The 15,746-nt window shown below is 41.3% G+C and carries 13 protein-coding genes; all 13 read right to left on the bottom strand.

What is annotated here, in order from left to right; all coding sequences use genetic code 11:
* Positions 1-27 precede the first annotated feature (27 nt).
* The 13 genes from CLV57_RS04385 to CLV57_RS04325 all read right to left on the bottom strand — a co-directional run bounded on the left by CLV57_RS04385 (position 28) and on the right by CLV57_RS04325 (position 15,677).
* On the bottom strand, positions 28-1,734 hold the full coding sequence (locus tag CLV57_RS04385; protein ID WP_100340121.1) for a PAS domain-containing sensor histidine kinase: 1,707 nt from the start codon (positions 1,732-1,734) through the stop codon (positions 28-30).
* A 27-nt stretch (positions 1,735-1,761) separates the two neighbouring features.
* On the bottom strand, positions 1,762-3,324 hold the full coding sequence (locus CLV57_RS04380) for a hybrid sensor histidine kinase/response regulator (protein ID WP_100340120.1): 1,563 nt from the start codon (positions 3,322-3,324) through the stop codon (positions 1,762-1,764).
* Between the two features lie 178 nt (positions 3,325-3,502).
* Positions 3,503-5,779 carry an NADP-dependent malic enzyme gene (locus CLV57_RS04375; protein ID WP_100340119.1) on the bottom strand — a complete coding sequence of 759 codons (2,277 nt, stop codon included), beginning with the start codon at positions 5,777-5,779 and terminating at the stop codon, positions 3,503-3,505.
* A gap of 110 nt (positions 5,780-5,889) precedes the next feature.
* A complete protein-coding gene (locus CLV57_RS04370; protein WP_157799064.1) occupies positions 5,890-7,212 on the bottom strand; it encodes a lytic transglycosylase domain-containing protein in 1,323 nt (440 codons plus the stop codon).
* Positions 7,213-7,280: 68 nt separating this feature from the next.
* Positions 7,281-8,708: an Asp-tRNA(Asn)/Glu-tRNA(Gln) amidotransferase subunit GatA gene (gene gatA / locus CLV57_RS04365; protein ID WP_211290024.1), complete on the bottom strand. Its 1,428-nt coding sequence runs from the start codon at positions 8,706-8,708 to the stop codon at positions 7,281-7,283.
* A gap of 98 nt (positions 8,709-8,806) precedes the next feature.
* The gene (locus tag CLV57_RS04360) at positions 8,807-8,974 is read right to left on the bottom strand and encodes a Sec-independent protein translocase subunit TatA/TatB (protein WP_211290023.1); all 168 of its coding nucleotides are present in this window, start codon (positions 8,972-8,974) and stop codon (positions 8,807-8,809) included.
* A 24-nt stretch (positions 8,975-8,998) separates the two neighbouring features.
* Entirely contained in the window at positions 8,999-9,508 is a 510-nt protein-coding gene (locus CLV57_RS04355) for a Sec-independent protein translocase subunit TatA/TatB (protein ID WP_245856854.1), read from the bottom strand.
* Between the two features lie 3 nt (positions 9,509-9,511).
* On the bottom strand, positions 9,512-10,798 hold the full coding sequence (locus CLV57_RS04350; RefSeq protein WP_100340117.1) for a murein hydrolase activator EnvC family protein: 1,287 nt from the start codon (positions 10,796-10,798) through the stop codon (positions 9,512-9,514).
* A gap of 19 nt (positions 10,799-10,817) precedes the next feature.
* Positions 10,818-11,615, bottom strand: coding sequence for a DUF4292 domain-containing protein (locus CLV57_RS04345; protein ID WP_100340116.1), 798 nt, complete (start codon positions 11,613-11,615; stop codon positions 10,818-10,820).
* Positions 11,593-13,380, bottom strand: a complete 1,788-nt coding sequence (locus tag CLV57_RS04340; protein WP_100340115.1) for a tetratricopeptide repeat protein — start codon at positions 13,378-13,380, stop codon at positions 11,593-11,595. The genes CLV57_RS04345 and CLV57_RS04340 overlap by 23 nt, the downstream gene beginning before the upstream one ends.
* Entirely contained in the window at positions 13,361-13,792 is a 432-nt protein-coding gene (gene dut, locus CLV57_RS04335) for a dUTP diphosphatase (protein WP_100340114.1), read from the bottom strand. Before dut ends, CLV57_RS04340 begins: the two co-directional genes overlap by 20 nt.
* Complete coding sequence (locus tag CLV57_RS04330; protein ID WP_100340113.1) at positions 13,789-15,279, bottom strand: MATE family efflux transporter; 1,491 nt, start codon at positions 15,277-15,279, stop codon at positions 13,789-13,791. The genes dut and CLV57_RS04330 overlap by 4 nt, the downstream gene beginning before the upstream one ends.
* Positions 15,280-15,392: 113 nt before the next feature.
* A complete protein-coding gene (locus tag CLV57_RS04325) occupies positions 15,393-15,677 on the bottom strand; it encodes an acylphosphatase (RefSeq protein ID WP_100340112.1) in 285 nt (94 codons plus the stop codon).
* Positions 15,678-15,746: the final 69 nt, after the last annotated feature.

The raw sequence follows: 15,746 nt of genomic DNA, 5'->3' as shown, positions 1-15,746 counted from the left end.
CAATTTCTAAGTTGACGAAAGCTGATATTAAAAGTTATAAGCAGCTCCGGCAGCAGCAGCTTCTCTGCTCTCCAGTTGGTCTGCTTCAAAAACAATAGCTACTTCGGCGCCCTTAGTTAAGCCGCCGCTTGAAATATTAAACTGACCGGCATGGCTTTCAATAATTGAACGGCAGTTGTAAAGTCCTAAGCCGGTACCATTACTTTTTGTGGTGTAACCTCGTTCAAATAAATGTTGACCAGTTTCTTCATTAAAACCTTTACCATTGTCTTTAATGGAAAGCGTTATTGCACCGGCTTTATTATGTAAGTTGATGCTGATCTGTTTTTGCCTTGCTTCCAAATCAATTGCCTCAACACTGTTTTTCAAAACATTTAATATAACCTGCATTAATTTGGTGTGATCACCTTTTATCACATAGTTTCCGGGTTCAATGCTGGTGGTTAACTGTATACCTTTTTTATCCATTGAGGCCATGAGCATAGAACGGCAATCGTTAATGATATTGATAAGATTAACCGGTTTACGCTGATGAATGCCGCTATGCCCACCAACAAACTGTCGCTGAATGTTTAATATCTCCTGGATATGTGTTGTGATATTAAGCAGTTCGTTTACCGAATTAGTTAATTCAGCATCGCTTTCTGTTTGGGTTTTGGCCATGGTTTCGGTAAGCGATACCAATGCATTTGCTTTATCAACGCCAATTGCCTGCGCTATTACACTTTGTTGGGTGCTGATAAATAAAGCCAAATTTTTAAGTGCTTTGAGGTTACCTCGTTCCAGCAAACGGTTAATACGATTAAGATAAGCGCCGAAGCCCACCAATGCATTACCAATATCATGCAATATCTCTGATGCTATTTCAAACTTACCCTGCGCTATCGCTTTCTCGGTTTCCTGCTCTTTTTGCAAGGTAAGCTGCTCGTTTAACGCGCGCAGTTCTTCGGCCTGCTCAGAGAGTTCCTCATTTAGTAATTTAAGTGACTCCTCGTTTTGCTTACGATGGGTAATGTTGTGGCCTATTCCCAAAATGTGACTGGTTTTTCCGCTTGATTTTTTAACAGGTACTTTTGTGGTTAATAGCCACTGTTTGTTACCGTCGGCATCGAAAAAAAACTCCTCCATGTTAACAATAGGTTCTCCGGTATCAATAATGTGCATATCATCATGATAACACCGCTCACCAACATCACCTTTCAACAATTCAATATCTGTTTTGCCTACCACCTCTTCTTCACTTGTTAGCCCCAGGGAGGCTACATCAGCGTGATTAGCTATTATCTTACGTCCTTTATCATCCTTTACATAAATAACATCAGGCAAACTATCAATTAATGTGCGCAGTAATTTACTTTCTACACGGCTTTGCTCAATCTCCTTTTTGAAAAAACTGATATCCGTGATGGTTCCTGCTATATTCCCGGTAACATATCGCATGGCTTTACTCCATAACCATATCCATTTGCCACTGCTATGCTTAAAACGGTAGGTCTGCTCGTAACGTTGTTGCGCCTCATCTTCTGTAAAAGTTTTAAACGTAGCAACCGCATTTGCCCTATCACCCGGATGCAGATTATCCAACCAGAATGCATATCCGTTTTTATTCACATACCCGCTATCTTGTGATAAACCAACAAGACTCAAAGTCTCTTGATCAAACTGCAAACTTTTTGTAGTCACATCATAATGCCACGACCCCAAACCGGCAATATCCTTTATAATATTGTTCATGTGTGGTTAATTGATTAAGCGAATAAATTATAATGGAAGTACTATTGTAAATAATGCCCCACCATTGTTCTCTACAGCAATACTACCTCCATGCGCGGTTATATATTGTTTCACTATGGCTAAGCCTAAACCGGTTCCATGTTGTTTCTTTTTGGTAACAAACGGCTCAAAAAGCGTTCGCTGTATTTCTGATGGAATACCCGGGCCATTATCCTGCACGTTTATTTCAATTTCAGTTTCTTTTACATGCGTATTGATTGTGATGTGTGGCTCACTAACATTGTTGTCCAGCAAAGCATCAACCGCATTGGTGATGAGGTTACTGAATACCCGGCGCAGTTTGCTTTCATCACCCGGCACCTTAACATCCTTGTCAATATTTACAGTTATTGTAACCTGTTCAGCGCCTGCACGTGTCTCTGTAACTTGCAGGGCATTAGTTATTATTTTGTGCAGGCAAACAGGCGTTTTTACAACAGGCGTATTTCTGATGAAATCCAAAAAGTCGTCAAATATCTCCGAAGCCTGGGCCGCACATTGATCAATAAAATCTACCCATTGATTCTCAACCCCATCCTTGCGCATTAATTCGGTTAAAACAGTTATATTTTTTATCGGCGAACGCAGATCATGCATTACCATACCTATTACCTGGCCAACGGCAGATAGCTTTTCGTTCTGTATCAGCTTTTCATTTAACTCAGCATTACGGATGGCCTGCGCCGCATTCTGAATAAATAACTTGAGTAGATACATCTTTTCCACCTTCAGTTTTTCCTGCTTTTTTAAAACCGCAAAAACCGTGTAGTTATCAATGTGAGCCAAAAAAAGCTCATCTATCTGTATAACTTCGTCGCGCTTTACATTTTTGGCTTTTATTCTTGATATGAGTTCATCTATGTTAACCTGGTCATCAAGCGTGCCTATTGAAAGTATTTTTTCGTAGCTATCGTCATCATGCAGTTTTCCAATCAAAGCCAGATCCGTATCTACAAAACCTGCCAGTTGGTCCAATATATTTTTTAGCAGTGAATTAAGCTGGTGTTTATTTAAGCCAATAGTTGATATAGATTCTATCAGCTTCTCAAGGTTGCGCAGTTTATTGTAATCTGTAACAGCCTTTGTAGCAATTTGTATGATCTCTTCCGGAGCGTAAGGCTTGCAATGATAGCCTACATTCTGCCCTGCCTGTTCCACTATCTCATCAATAGAGCGATCGCTGTATGCAGTGATGAATATGATCTCAACTTTTACATCATGCTTTCTGATCTCAATGGCGGTTTCCAGTCCGCTCATTCCCGGCATGCGCATATCCAAAAATATTACGGCGAAGGGATTCCCTTGTTCAATTGCTTCTTTAACTTTTTTAACACCCTCCATACCGTTGGCGGCCTTTTGCACTGAAAAAACAGGAATGTTGGGTGTACGCGTAGTTAATAAAGGTTTAGGTGCCTCAAACAGTACGTTAAGGGCATCGTTCATGCTATCAAAATCTTCAAATGATGATTGCGGCATTAAAATGTCGGCGATATTATCGCGCACCATTTCCTCATCATCTATAATGAGTATAGAAGTATTTACTTCGTTCATAATCAGGGAAAAAATACAGATTGGCTATTTTAACGGCTTTTTGCCATTTTGGGTTACGCTTATTCAGCACACCAAGTTAACAAAATTAACTATAACACCACTACACTAATTTATTAGATATATAAATACAAAAAGCCACCTAATTGGCGGCTTTTTGCATTTATATTCCTTTTATATTTTAATGTTCAGTTTCTTTTGCCTGGGCGTCAACAACGGCAATTGTAACCATGTTAACGATCTCGCGTACCGAACTATCCAACTGTAAAATATGTACCGATTTTTTAAGCCCAAGCAATATTGGTCCTACAGCCTCGGCTCCACCTAATTCCTGCAATAATTTGTAAGCAATGTTACCCGATTCAAGGTTAGGAAAGATCAACGTGTTTGCCGCTCTGCCTTTTAAAGTTGAGAACGGGAAGTTGTCAGCCAACAGATCAGCATTCAAAGCAAAGTTGGCCTGCATATCACCATCAACAACCATATCCGGATACTGCTTGTGCAGGCGTTTTACTACCTCGCGGGTACCTTCCGGTATAGCGCCTTCATTTGATCCAAAGTTAGAGTAGGACAACACAGCAACACGCGGACTGATGTTAAATTGTCTTACCGATCTTTCGATAAGCACCGTAATATCTACCAGTTCCTCAACAGTCGGATCAACGTTCACGGTAGTATCACCAAAAAACACAGGTCCTTTTTTGGTGATCATCAGATACATACCAGCAACACGGCTAACATCTTCCTGAACACCTATAATTTGCAAAGCAGGTTTTATTGTGGTGGCATAGTTTTTACTTAAACCCGATATCAATGCATCGGCCTCACCAAACTCCACCATGCATGCGCCGTAGTAGTTATAATCTGATAAAAGTTTGCGTGCCTCAAACAGGGTAATACCGCGGCGCTGGCGCTTCTCAAACAAAAAGTTAGCGTACTTTTCGGTGTTCTCGGCACCTAAATGCGGATCAATGATCTTTACATCACCCAGATCCATATCATGGTCTTTTATTATCTGTCTGATGCGCGGCTCGTCGCCCAAAAGTATCGGTGTAGCAATTTTCTCATCCTTAACTATCTGCGCTGCACGCAATATCTTATAGTTATCAGCGTCAGAAAAAACTACACGCTTAGGATTGCTTTTAGCCAGGTTGGTGATATTACGCATCAGCTTATCATCCGGACCAATACGTAAACGTAATTGCTCTTTATAAGCCTCCCAATCGGTAATGGTTTTGCGTGCTACCCCTGAATCGATTGCCGCTTTAGCCACAGCTGCCGATACTTCAGTGATCAAACGCTGATCCATTGGTTTAGGAATGATATAATCCCTGCCGAATTTTAGATTTTTAGCGTTGTAAGCGAGGTTTACTGCCTCTGGTACCGACTTCTTTGCCATATCGGCAATTGCACGCACCGCAGCCAGTTTCATTTCTTCATTGATAGCACTTGCGCGCACATCAAGTGCTCCTCTAAATATATAAGGGAAGCCTAAAACATTATTAACCTGGTTAGGATAATCTGAACGACCGGTAGCAATTATAATGTCTTCACGTGCACCTATAGCCAGATCATATGATATCTCGGGCACCGGGTTAGCCATTGCAAAAACAATTGGATTTGGTGCCATGCCCTTCAGCATTTCGGGGGTTACCACATTACCGGCAGATAAACCGATAAATACATCAGCCCCCATCATGGCTTCTGTTAGATTATTGATGTCTTTACGCTCAGTTGCGAAGAACATACGCATTTCATCCAGATCATTGCGTTCAGGAGTAATCAAACCGTTAATGTCAAACATTACCAGGTTTTCTTTTTTAACCCCTAAAGAAAGGTATATTTTTGAGCATGATACGGCTGCCGCACCGGCACCGTTCACTACCAGTTTTATATCTTCCAGCTTTTTACCCTGGATCTCGCAAGCATTGATCAGCGCAGCGCCCGAAATAATAGCTGTTCCATGCTGGTCATCGTGCATTACAGGTATTTTCATTTCAGCTTTCAGCCTGCGTTCAATTTCAAAGCACGAAGGGGCGCCAATATCCTCTAAGTTGATACCGCCAAAGGTTGGTTCAAGCGCTTTAACAATGTTTACAAACTCGTCAACCGTTGTAGCATTTATTTCCAGATCAAATACATCTATATCGGCATAAATTTTAAACAGCAGGCCTTTACCTTCCATAACAGGTTTACTGGCCTCCGGGCCAATATTACCCAAACCCAAAACCGCGGTACCATTGCTTATTACGCCTACCAGGTTGCCTTTAGCGGTGTATTTATAAACGTCTTCAACATTTTCTGCAATTCTTAAACATGGTTCGGCAACGCCAGGCGAGTAAGCCATTGTAAGGTCGCGTTGCGAATTAGTGGGTTTGGTGGGTATAACCTGTATTTTACCAGGACGGCCTTTTGAGTGGTAATTTAAGGCTTCCTGCTTTCGGTTCGGAGTATCCATAGCTATTGTTTGTTGGGCGCAAAATTAGCTGTTTTGCGCCACATATATAAAAAAGCCCGGTAACATACGGGCTACAAATTCAATTCAAATACAGGTGTTACGGTTGCAGTTTAAATATCTTTACCGGCATTAGCACTAACCGGCGTTTCAACTACAGCATCTGCTGTAAGTTTAATTTTTCTGCCCGGCGTTAAGCTATAACCGCGAAGATGGTTCCATTTTTTCAGGTCTTCAATATCTAGACCATAGGTTGAAGCTACAAAAACCAGATCCTCACCACGCTGAACAACATGTATATTGTTATTTACCGAAGCTGAAGGAGCAGACGTTTGAATAACTACGGGGTTAACTGTTCGGGCCAAATTTGGCGAAATCGTTGTCGGATTTGGGACAACAACAGGGATAACCCTTCTTGGCTGGGCCGGTATTACAGCATTAGGATCATTCAAAGCTGTGTATAATACAGTGTAATTTATATCAAATGATTTAGGTACGATCAGCCTCTTAGGACGTTCGGTACTGCCATTAACAACTTGCCTTTTGTAATGCGGGTTAAGCAATGCTATCTCCTTAAGCTCCATCCCCAACGCCTTGGCTATGTTGCTTAGTGAAATATTTTTGTCTACCATCAGCGTATCTGTGGTGCCTAATATTGATGCCTGCCTCACAACAATGTCATGCTCATGCGCGTAGTTCATTACGTATGACATGGCGATAAAAGCAGGAACATAATTTCTGGTCTCGGAAGGCAAATATTGTCTTATGGCCCAAAAATCTAACGCGCCCGATTTTTCAACAGCACGCTCAACATTACTTTTACCACAATTGTAAGATGCAATAGCCAGCAACCAATCGCCAAACTCAATGTAAGCGTCTTTTAAATAAGCAGCGGCAGCATAGCAAGCCCTTATGGGGTCGCGGCGTTCGTCCACGTAGTTATCCATAACTAACCCGTATGTTTTAGCTGTTGCCGGCATAAACTGCCACGGACCAGTTGCGCCTACACGAGATACCGCGAATGGGTCAAGCTTAGATTCAACTATTGATAAATATTTAATTTCTTCGGGAATACCTGCCTCGCGGAATATCTTCTCGTAAATAGGAAAATAATATTGCGAAAGACCTAAAACATGGCTCATTTCGTCTTTGTGGCGGGTGTAAACGTCTATGTAGCTCTGTACATATTCGTTATAATCCAGCGGAACCTCCTTTTGAATAGCGTTAAGCTTTTCGGCAAATGGAGAAATTGACTTTGAAACGTTAGCAACAGGAAACAATTCCGCCGCTACTATACCTATAGCTGAATTAGCCGGAGGAGGAGTTGCATTAGCAGTTGCTTTGTTTTTAATAGTGCTGTCGGCCGGTAAGGCGTTGGCTTTAATAATCTGGTGTGATAAAAGGCATAAAGCGGTAATAACAAATACTCTCTTCATTCTTTCTCATTAGGGTTAAAAAAAGGCCTGTACGCCGAACGTACTAAGATTGCTAATCTATTAAATATTTATAGTTCAACGAAATATTTAGAAAAATTTAATAATTCCTGTTCATTGAAATGGCTGGTTAACAGTTGCAAACCTAACGGTAAACCTCTGAGATTGTTTCCGGCAGGCAAAGAAATTGCAGGTACCCCTGCTAACGATGCCTGTACGGTAAATATATCGGCCATGTAACTTTTCAACGGATCATCGCTGATGTGACCTATCTCAAACGCAGGCTCTGGCGCTGTTGGTATCAGTATAAAATCAAATTCTTTTAAAATGCTGTCTGTACGTTCTTTTATCAATCTGCGTACCTTTTGGGCTTTAGCATAGTAGGCATCATAATAACCGGCGCTTAAAACAAACGTACCCAGCATTATACGGCGCTTAACTTCTTTACCAAAACCTTCCGTACGTGAAAGTTTGTAGGTCGACATTAAATCGGTAGCACCTTTACTTCGATAACCGTAGTGAACACCATCAAATCTGGCCAGGTTTGAAGACGCTTCTGCCATGGTCAAAATATAGTATGTAGGTACAATATATTCCAGGTAATCAAACTCAACCGGCTCGACCTCGTGGCCATCGGCACGAAGTTTATCAATAGCATCATTTAAAACTTTCTTTACCTCTTCATCAACCCCATCACTTGTTAAAGCCTCACGCAAATAAGCTATTTTTTTCTTACCTGATGACTTTTTCAGTTCGGCACCATAAGCATCAACAGGCAATTGCGAGGTGGTACTATCGTACTCATCAGCACCAGCCATTATCTCCAATAGCAGCGCAGCATCTTCAACTGAACGTGTAAGCGGACCAGCCTGATCAAACGATGATCCATAAGCAATTAAACCGTAGCGTGAAACACGGCCATAAGTAGGTTTAAGTCCAACCAGTCCGCAAAAGGCAGCCGGCTGACGGATTGAACCTCCCGTATCAGTACCGATAGCGGCATGGCACATATCTGCCTGTACCGCCACTGCCGAACCGCCTGAAGATCCACCCGGGACGCAGTTATTGTCGGCATGGTTCTTCACCAAACCAAAGTAAGATGATTCATTAGATGCTCCCATGGCAAACTCATCGCAATTGCAACGACCAATAATGATAGCATCTTCGTTAAGCAAGCGCTCAACAACAGTTGATGAGTATATAGATTTGAAGCCCTCTAAAATTTTTGAAGACGCGGTAACCTCATGGCCCTGGTAGCAAATGTTGTCTTTTATGGCAATAACCATTCCGGCTAACCTACCTGCGGTACCCTGCTTTAACTTTTCGTCAACAAGCACAGCATTCTGCAGGGCCTCCTCTTCAAACACCTCGTTAAAAGCGTTAAGGTGGGCGTATTGATGTATATTACCCAGATAATGCTCAACCAACGCTTTCGTAGTGATGGTTCCGCTTTTTAATCCACTTTGTATTTCAGATAAAGAGGAGTAAGATTTAATCATAGGGGCCTAAAATAAAAAACTTATCCGTTGAAATGCACAAAAATTTCAACAGATAAGTTATTTCAATTAAATATCGTAAATAAAGACTTTAGCTAAACTTAAGCTTTAGGCTTCTCTTCTGCGGTTTCGCCTGTACCGTTTTGCGCGTCTTTGAATTCTTTTACGCCTTTACCTAAACCTTTCATTAGTTCAGGTATTTTCTTACCGCCAAACAGCAGTAATACTATTAAAAGAATTACAATGATTTCCTGCATTCCAAATCCCATGATTTCTCTGTTTTAATATAATGGTTAAAATATTGTTTTTTCGTTAGCCTGAGCCTTAACAACTTTTACAGGTTGCTGTTCTTCGCTCTCATTTACTGTGTCCTGTTCTGGATGTTGTTCAAATTCTACCTGATCGCCGGTGGCAACATAATCTTGACTAACAGGCTTACTGTGCGCCATGTAATCATTTTCTGATGATTTCTCCTCTATAAAACGATTTGTATCATTTTCGATAGGCAGCTCTTCTGCAACTTGTTTGGCGCGCTCTTCTTCTCTTTTCTTAACTTCAAAGTTATCTATCTGGTTATTGATCTCGCGTTTTACACCCTCTGAAGCATCTTTAAAATCGCGGATACCTTTACCCAGTCCCTTTGCTAATTCAGGTAATTTATCGCCGCCAAACAGCACCAATGCAACTACCAGTAACAATAACAATTCTTGCCCGCCGATATCAAATAATAAAAACACACCGCTCAGCATCTTCTCTTTAAATTTAAGGTTACAAATATATGCAATTAATATTTTATAAAACACCAACTATCTGTTGGCTAACCATATCTCGGGGTTTACAGAGGTCTGTCCTTTATAAACTTTGAAGCTTACAAGCGTTTCTCCCGTAGCTGCATCAGTAGCCGCAGAGCCAATTATTTGCTTTGTGCTTACCTTTTGCCCTTTTGATACGTTTGTTGATTTTAAGTTGCTGTAAGCTGTAAAATACTCACCATGCCTAATAATTACAAGGTAAGAACCTAAAATATCAGAAACAGAACTAACCTCCCCCTCAAACACGGCCCTAACAGTTGCCCCCGCAGATGTTCTGATGTCAATACCGTCGTTATCAACTTTTATACCTTCAACAGTATTAGTGCCAAACCCCTGGATAATCTGTCCCGAAGTAACCGGCCATGGTAGACGCCCTCGATTACCCAAAAAATTACTTGACAAAGCCGCGGCTTCAGGCGTAGAGTTTAACACCTCGCTGGTGGTTTTACGCGCAACAGGCGCTGCGGGAGCCGGAGCTTCTTTATTAGCTGCCTTAGCCGCTGCTGCTGCAGCAGCAGCCCTGGCCTTTGCTGCTTCTTCTTCCCTGCGGCGAGCCTCTGCAATTTCGCGCGATATAGCTGCCCTAATGGCCCTGTCTGTAGCAACTATTTTACGTTGAATATCTTTCTGGGCAGTTTTTAGTTGCCCCTCTTGTTTTGAAAGATCCTTCACCACCAGTTGCTGGTCGCTTCTTTGTTTCCCTAAATTTTCCTTCTCTTTTTCCTGATCCAGTAAAAGATGGTTCTTTTCGTCTTTGGTTCTGTCTAACCTAACTATGTAAACGTGTAATTCCTTTTGTTTCTCTTCAATATATTGTGCCTGCCTTTTACGGTAGGAAGCAAACTCCTGTAAGTATTTTAAACGCTTATAAGCCTGGTTAAAGTCTTTGGCAGCGAAAATAAACATCAGTTTGTTGTATCCGCTTTTGTTGCGGTAAGCAAAAAGCACCATTGCCTCATATTCCTTACGCAACTGATCCAACTGCTGCTGTAAACTGTGTACTGTATTTGTATTCTCGGCTATCTGGCTGCTCAGGTTGCGTACTTCGGCGTTGATGTTAGTGATTTTTTTCTCGCGCAGATTAATCTGTGCTTTAAGAATATTTAGCTGCTTAATGGTTGCTTTTTTATTATTAAGCGTTGCATTATACTCGCGGGTAAGCGCCTCTAATTCCTGGTTATATTTATCGCGCTGACGTTTTAACTGCTCACTTGATTGGGCGCAAACGGTTAATGTTGCTGTAACACATAGCAAAAAGAAGAGTACCTTGAAAAATTTCATCCCTTCAAAAGTATAAATTTTAATTGGCAGGTGTATAGCTTTCAGGGATATTGAAAGGAGTTTCCAACGCACGGTCAAGCTCAACTTTTGAATACTCCAGATTGATATTTATTTTTTTCCCTTTAACATTAGAGTTAATGGCAATCTGTGACGGCAGTGTGCGACTATCAACCAACACAAAACTGTTGTTAGTAACCTGTAACGATTGCTGCTGGGCGCTATTAGAAAGATCCAACTGTCTTACTTTTAAATCGGGGTTGAACACTAACGTATAAAGTAACTCCTGCATACTGCCTGAAAGCGAAACGTTGCCGTTTGCCTGTTTCAGATCGGCATTAGTTGACAAAAATTCCGGTATTGCATTACCTGTCAGCAACGCCTCCACTGTAGCAAAATTAACCTGCTTACCTGCATAATTATGCACATAGCTAAACGGCTTTTTAATATAAACGCCTTGCAGCTTATTAACAATCTTAATACTATCCGGGGTAATTACTGCGCGGGCCACCTCAAATGTTGCCAATACCGTAACAGAGATGGAAACCCATATTTGTTTGCCATGATCAATACGAATGTTCATGTTAACATTCTTATTATCATTGTCAATGTTGAGCTGAGCGTTTGCCTTACCGGAAAATGTTTTGAAATTGAGCTGCCTGTCTTTTATGGCCGCTATGGTATTTGCTTTTGAGTTATCAACCACAACAGGCGTTGTAGCAGCCGGTGCTGCAGTCAGGGCTTTTTTTGTTTTACACCCGGTAACTACTAAAACTACCAAAAAAGCAACCGCTATTTTATTCGCTATATTTTTTCTCATTTATTTTACGCTCTAACACTGCCGACTTTCCGCCATATTCTTTAGCTTTCAACCAGTTCTGTAAGGCTGCATCGGCATTTCCCATATTAAACAAAATATCGCCGTAATGTTCTGCCTGGGTAGCACTTTTATCCTTATTGTGCTGCATGGCTTTTTCCATCCATGTTTTAGCCTCGGTATACTTTTTTTGTTTGAATAGCACCCATGCATAAGTGTCTTCAAATGATGCATTATCGGGCTTTAGCTCTACGGCGCGTTTAGCCATGGTTGCCGCTTTTACCAGGTTTTCGCCACGTATAGCTAAATAGTAGGCATAGTTATTTAACGTGTAAATATTGTCGGCATTATGCTGGAGAGATTTATCGTAACTTTCATCAGAACTTTTATTGTTCTGCAATTCATGATAACAATCGCCCAATGCGGAGTATGATTGAGACAGTATCTCCTTATCTTCCAGTTCAAGCGAAGTTGCATTCTTTAAATAGCCTAATGCTTTTTTAGCGTCTTTTTTTTGCAGAAATGCCAACCCAACAAAATAATTCATGCTGGCCTGGTTGGGGAAAAAAGCCAAAGCATCTTCACCTTCTTTGATGACCGTTGCCAAATCGTTTTCGCTTAAAGCTATGCGCACCAATTGCTCGCGTACCTCATAAGTTTGATTGTTGATAGCCAACGATTTTTGATAAGCGGCTTTAGCTTCAGCTACCTTATCATTCTGCAACAATATATCGCCATATAATGAGTAAGATCTTGCGTCCTCAGGATGACTTGCAACCAGTAACTTGGCTAACGCTAATGCACTCGCTTTTGCGTTAGGGTCAGGAAACTGTGGTATGTAGCCGGCAATGATGCGTATTTTTTGCTCAATGTTAAGTTCGGGTACGGAGAAAGCTTTCTCCAATTCGCTAAAACTTCCTTCAATATTCTTTTTATCCCGATAGATATCTGCCAGCGCCAGGCGTATCAGTCCATTTTCGGGATCAATCTTTTTGGCACGTTCTAATACCTGCACTGTTTTATCGCGCTGGTTAATGGAATTGTACAGATCGGCCAACATAAGGTAATACCGCGTGTTGGTAGGATTAGCGCTGATCAAAGTTTCTAAGGATGCAGCTGCCTTATCCGGATTCCCTTGCTTCAGATACACTTTCTGCCGGTTAATGGTCAAATCATCGCTTGGGCCTGTTATTTTCTCAATATCATTGTACACCTTTAAAGCATCATCATACTTGCCTTGTAAAAACAATGCATTGGCTTTATCAAAATAAATATCAACCTTATCCGGATTCAGCCTGATCAACTGGGTGAAAACATTTTCGAGTTTACTAAACTCATTACTTTTTTCATAAACATCAGCAAGGGACAGCCAGTACCACGTATTATCGGGCTTTAACGTAACGGCCTTTTCCAACAATGGCGTAGCTGCGGGATAGTTATTCTGTAGCTTTTTGATGTTAGCCAATTCATATAACGACGCATCATTAGATGGCTCTATCTCCAGTATTTTGGCAAAGAGGGTTGCCGCACCTGCGTTATCGTCAATTGTTTTTTTTGTAAGCGCGGCGTAAAACAGCTGCTCAACGCTTTGCGCTTCAGCTTGCGCTCCGCGTCGACCCTGCGCCTGCAGGTTTTGTACAGACACAACGAGGCAGACAACCATCAATAAATACTTGCCCCGTTTTCTGTTCATTATATCAATTGTATTCAACGCCACTATTGCCAATGCTGTAATCTCCTTAATTATTTTATTTGCCGGTATGTCCATACCCGCCTGCGCCGCGGCCGGTTTCGCTCAATTCTTCAACTTGCTGCCATTCCACTTTTTCATGTCGGGCAACTACCATTTGCGCTATGCGCTCACCGGGATTAACATCGAAAACCTGGTCAGACAAGTTAACCAGCAATACGCCTATCTCGCCGCGGTAGTCGGCGTCAATTGTTCCCGGCGCATTTACTATGCTTATGCCATGTTTATAAGCCAGGCCGCTGCGCGGGCGTATTTGCGCCTCGAATCCCTCGGGCAATTCAATATAAAGCCCGGTTGGAATAAGTTTACGCTCTAACGGTTTTAACAATACAGGCGCCTCAAGGTTAGCACGAAGGTCCATGCCGGCAGCGTGTAAAGTTTCGTAAGCAGGTAAACTGTTGTTAGATTTATTGATAACGCGAATGGTCATGACTTAATAAAAATAGATTTTAAACTTTTCCACTCAAAATATAAAGCTACAGATGCAAACGCAATTAAAAGGCCATTGCCTATAAAAATGTTACGATTGAAAACATAGAAAGATATATAAACGAGAAAAGCAGCTGAGAGGATATAAGCGAGACTCTTTTTTATATTGTAAGGAATGGGATAATTTTTTTGTCCCCAAAAATAGGATAACAACATCATGACAGTATACGCAGAGAACGATATCCATGCAGAAGCCATGTAGCTGTATTTAGGTATAAATATATAATTGAGTACAATGGTGAATATTGCCCCCACTCCTGATATATACAACCCATACTTAGTTTGATCAGAAAGTTTGTACCACACTGACAGATTCATATAAATACCTAAACTTACGTAGCCAAATAGTAAAGGAGGGATTACAGGCAAACCCACCCAGTACCTTTGTTTTGGAATAAAATATTTAAGTATTTCTATGTTGGCCGTTAGCCCAACAAATATCATGCATATGGCAATTACAAAGTAGTCCATAATGCGTGCGTAGGTTTGGCCAGCATTTTTGTTTTTAGCATGGCTAAAGAAGAATGGTTCGGCCCCCAGCCTAAACGCCTGAACAAAAATGCTTAAAAAGATAGCGATCTTTGCACACCCGCCATATATGGCCACCTCGCTTTCACTAATATCATTAGGCAGCAAATTGCCTAACAAAAGTTTATCAAAGTTCTCGTTTACAATAAAAGACAAATTGGCTACTAACACAGGCCAACTGTAAACCAGCATGTCCTTAAAAACAGCTTTATCTATGTTGGGCCTAACGTTCTTAATTTCAGGCAGCAGCAGTAGCAATGTAACTGCGCTTGCGGTTAGGTTAGATATAAAAATGTACTCAACCTTATTGCGTAGCACAAGGCCTTGCAAAGATTCCCAACCTGAGTATTGGTGTGATATCCAGAAAGGGAGCACCACCAGCAATAGCAGATTAACCCCAACAAAAACCATTACGTTAGCCAGTTTTATACCCCCGAAACGCCCCGGGCGCCCCTCTGCCCTTAGCTTGGCAAAAGGAATAACGCACCAAGCGTCTAATACTAAAATAGCAACCAGATAACGTATAAATCTGGCAAAATCAGCTTCGCTGGTTTTGCCAAATTGTATAATTGATGCAACCGTATTGCTGAACGGCATTGTAAGCAACAAAAACACCGTTGATATAATGATGATTGCTCCAAACGTATTATTGTAAACCTGTTGCTTGTTTATCTCTTCTTTGTTAAGGTATCTGAAGTAGGTAGTTTCCATACCAAATGAGAGAATGGCATTTAAAACTGACGCATAAGAAAACATGTAGGTAAACACCCCATACCCGCCCATTGCCATGGGCAAAACTCTTACATAAAGTGGCGTTAAAAAAAAGGTAAGTGTTCTGGACACTATGGTACTCAAACCATAGATAGCCGTTTGGCCCGCAAATTTTTTAGCAGTTGACAATGAAATGTTATATTAAGTGTATGTCATGCTAAAAGTGTTCAGCATCCCATCAATACCCGATACCTGACCGGGCGTTTGAGATGCGGGAATAAATTCGGCATGACGGAGTAGTGCTATTTGAACAAACCCCGCTTTACTACTTCAAAATTACGATAGTTTTTTAATTCGCCCTCATTAGTTTCAACAGCGGTAACTTCTGCGTTTTCGGGGCCTTCTTTGCACCAGTCTAAAAACAGGTCCAACAAAGCTGGGTCGCCTTCTGCTTCAATGACAACGTTGCCATCGGGCTCATTTTTAACCGTGCCGCGTATACCTAACTGGTCGGCTACAGCTTTGGTAGACGCGCGATAAAACACACCCTGCACTTTGCCTTTAACCGTTATATCAAGATGTTTCATTTTGTTGTTGTAAGGTTGCAAAGTTACAATGTTGAAAGTTTAGCGAATAAATAAAACAAGCCAACTGTA

Origin of the sequence: Mucilaginibacter auburnensis, assembly GCF_002797815.1 — a bacterium.
Lineage (GTDB): Bacteria > Bacteroidota > Bacteroidia > Sphingobacteriales > Sphingobacteriaceae > Mucilaginibacter > Mucilaginibacter auburnensis.
The sequence above is the reverse complement of the archived record's forward strand: the minus strand, read 5'-3'. Positions and strand labels throughout refer to the sequence as shown.

Bases quoted from the DNA above. Each gene is read 5' to 3' on its own strand.
- CLV57_RS04385 (WP_100340121.1), bottom strand. From the start codon at position 1,734: ATGAACAATATTATAAAGGATATTGCCGGTTTGGGGTCGTGGCATTAT.
- CLV57_RS04325 (WP_100340112.1), bottom strand. From the start codon at position 15,677: ATGAAACATCTTGATATAACGGTTAAAGGCAAAGTGCAGGGTGTGTTT.
- gatA (WP_211290024.1), bottom strand. From the start codon at position 8,708: ATGATTAAATCTTACTCCTCTTTATCTGAAATACAAAGTGGATTAAAA.
- CLV57_RS04340 (WP_100340115.1), bottom strand. From the start codon at position 13,380: ATGGACATACCGGCAAATAAAATAATTAAGGAGATTACAGCATTGGCA.
- CLV57_RS04380 (WP_100340120.1), bottom strand. From the start codon at position 3,324: ATGAACGAAGTAAATACTTCTATACTCATTATAGATGATGAGGAAATG.
- dut (WP_100340114.1), bottom strand. From the start codon at position 13,792: ATGACCATTCGCGTTATCAATAAATCTAACAACAGTTTACCTGCTTAC.
- CLV57_RS04375 (WP_100340119.1), bottom strand. From the start codon at position 5,779: ATGGATACTCCGAACCGAAAGCAGGAAGCCTTAAATTACCACTCAAAA.
- CLV57_RS04370 (WP_157799064.1), bottom strand. From the start codon at position 7,212: ATGAAGAGAGTATTTGTTATTACCGCTTTATGCCTTTTATCACACCAG.
- CLV57_RS04360 (WP_211290023.1), bottom strand. From the start codon at position 8,974: ATGGGATTTGGAATGCAGGAAATCATTGTAATTCTTTTAATAGTATTA.
- CLV57_RS04350 (WP_100340117.1), bottom strand. From the start codon at position 10,798: ATGAAATTTTTCAAGGTACTCTTCTTTTTGCTATGTGTTACAGCAACA.
- CLV57_RS04345 (WP_100340116.1), bottom strand. From the start codon at position 11,615: ATGAGAAAAAATATAGCGAATAAAATAGCGGTTGCTTTTTTGGTAGTT.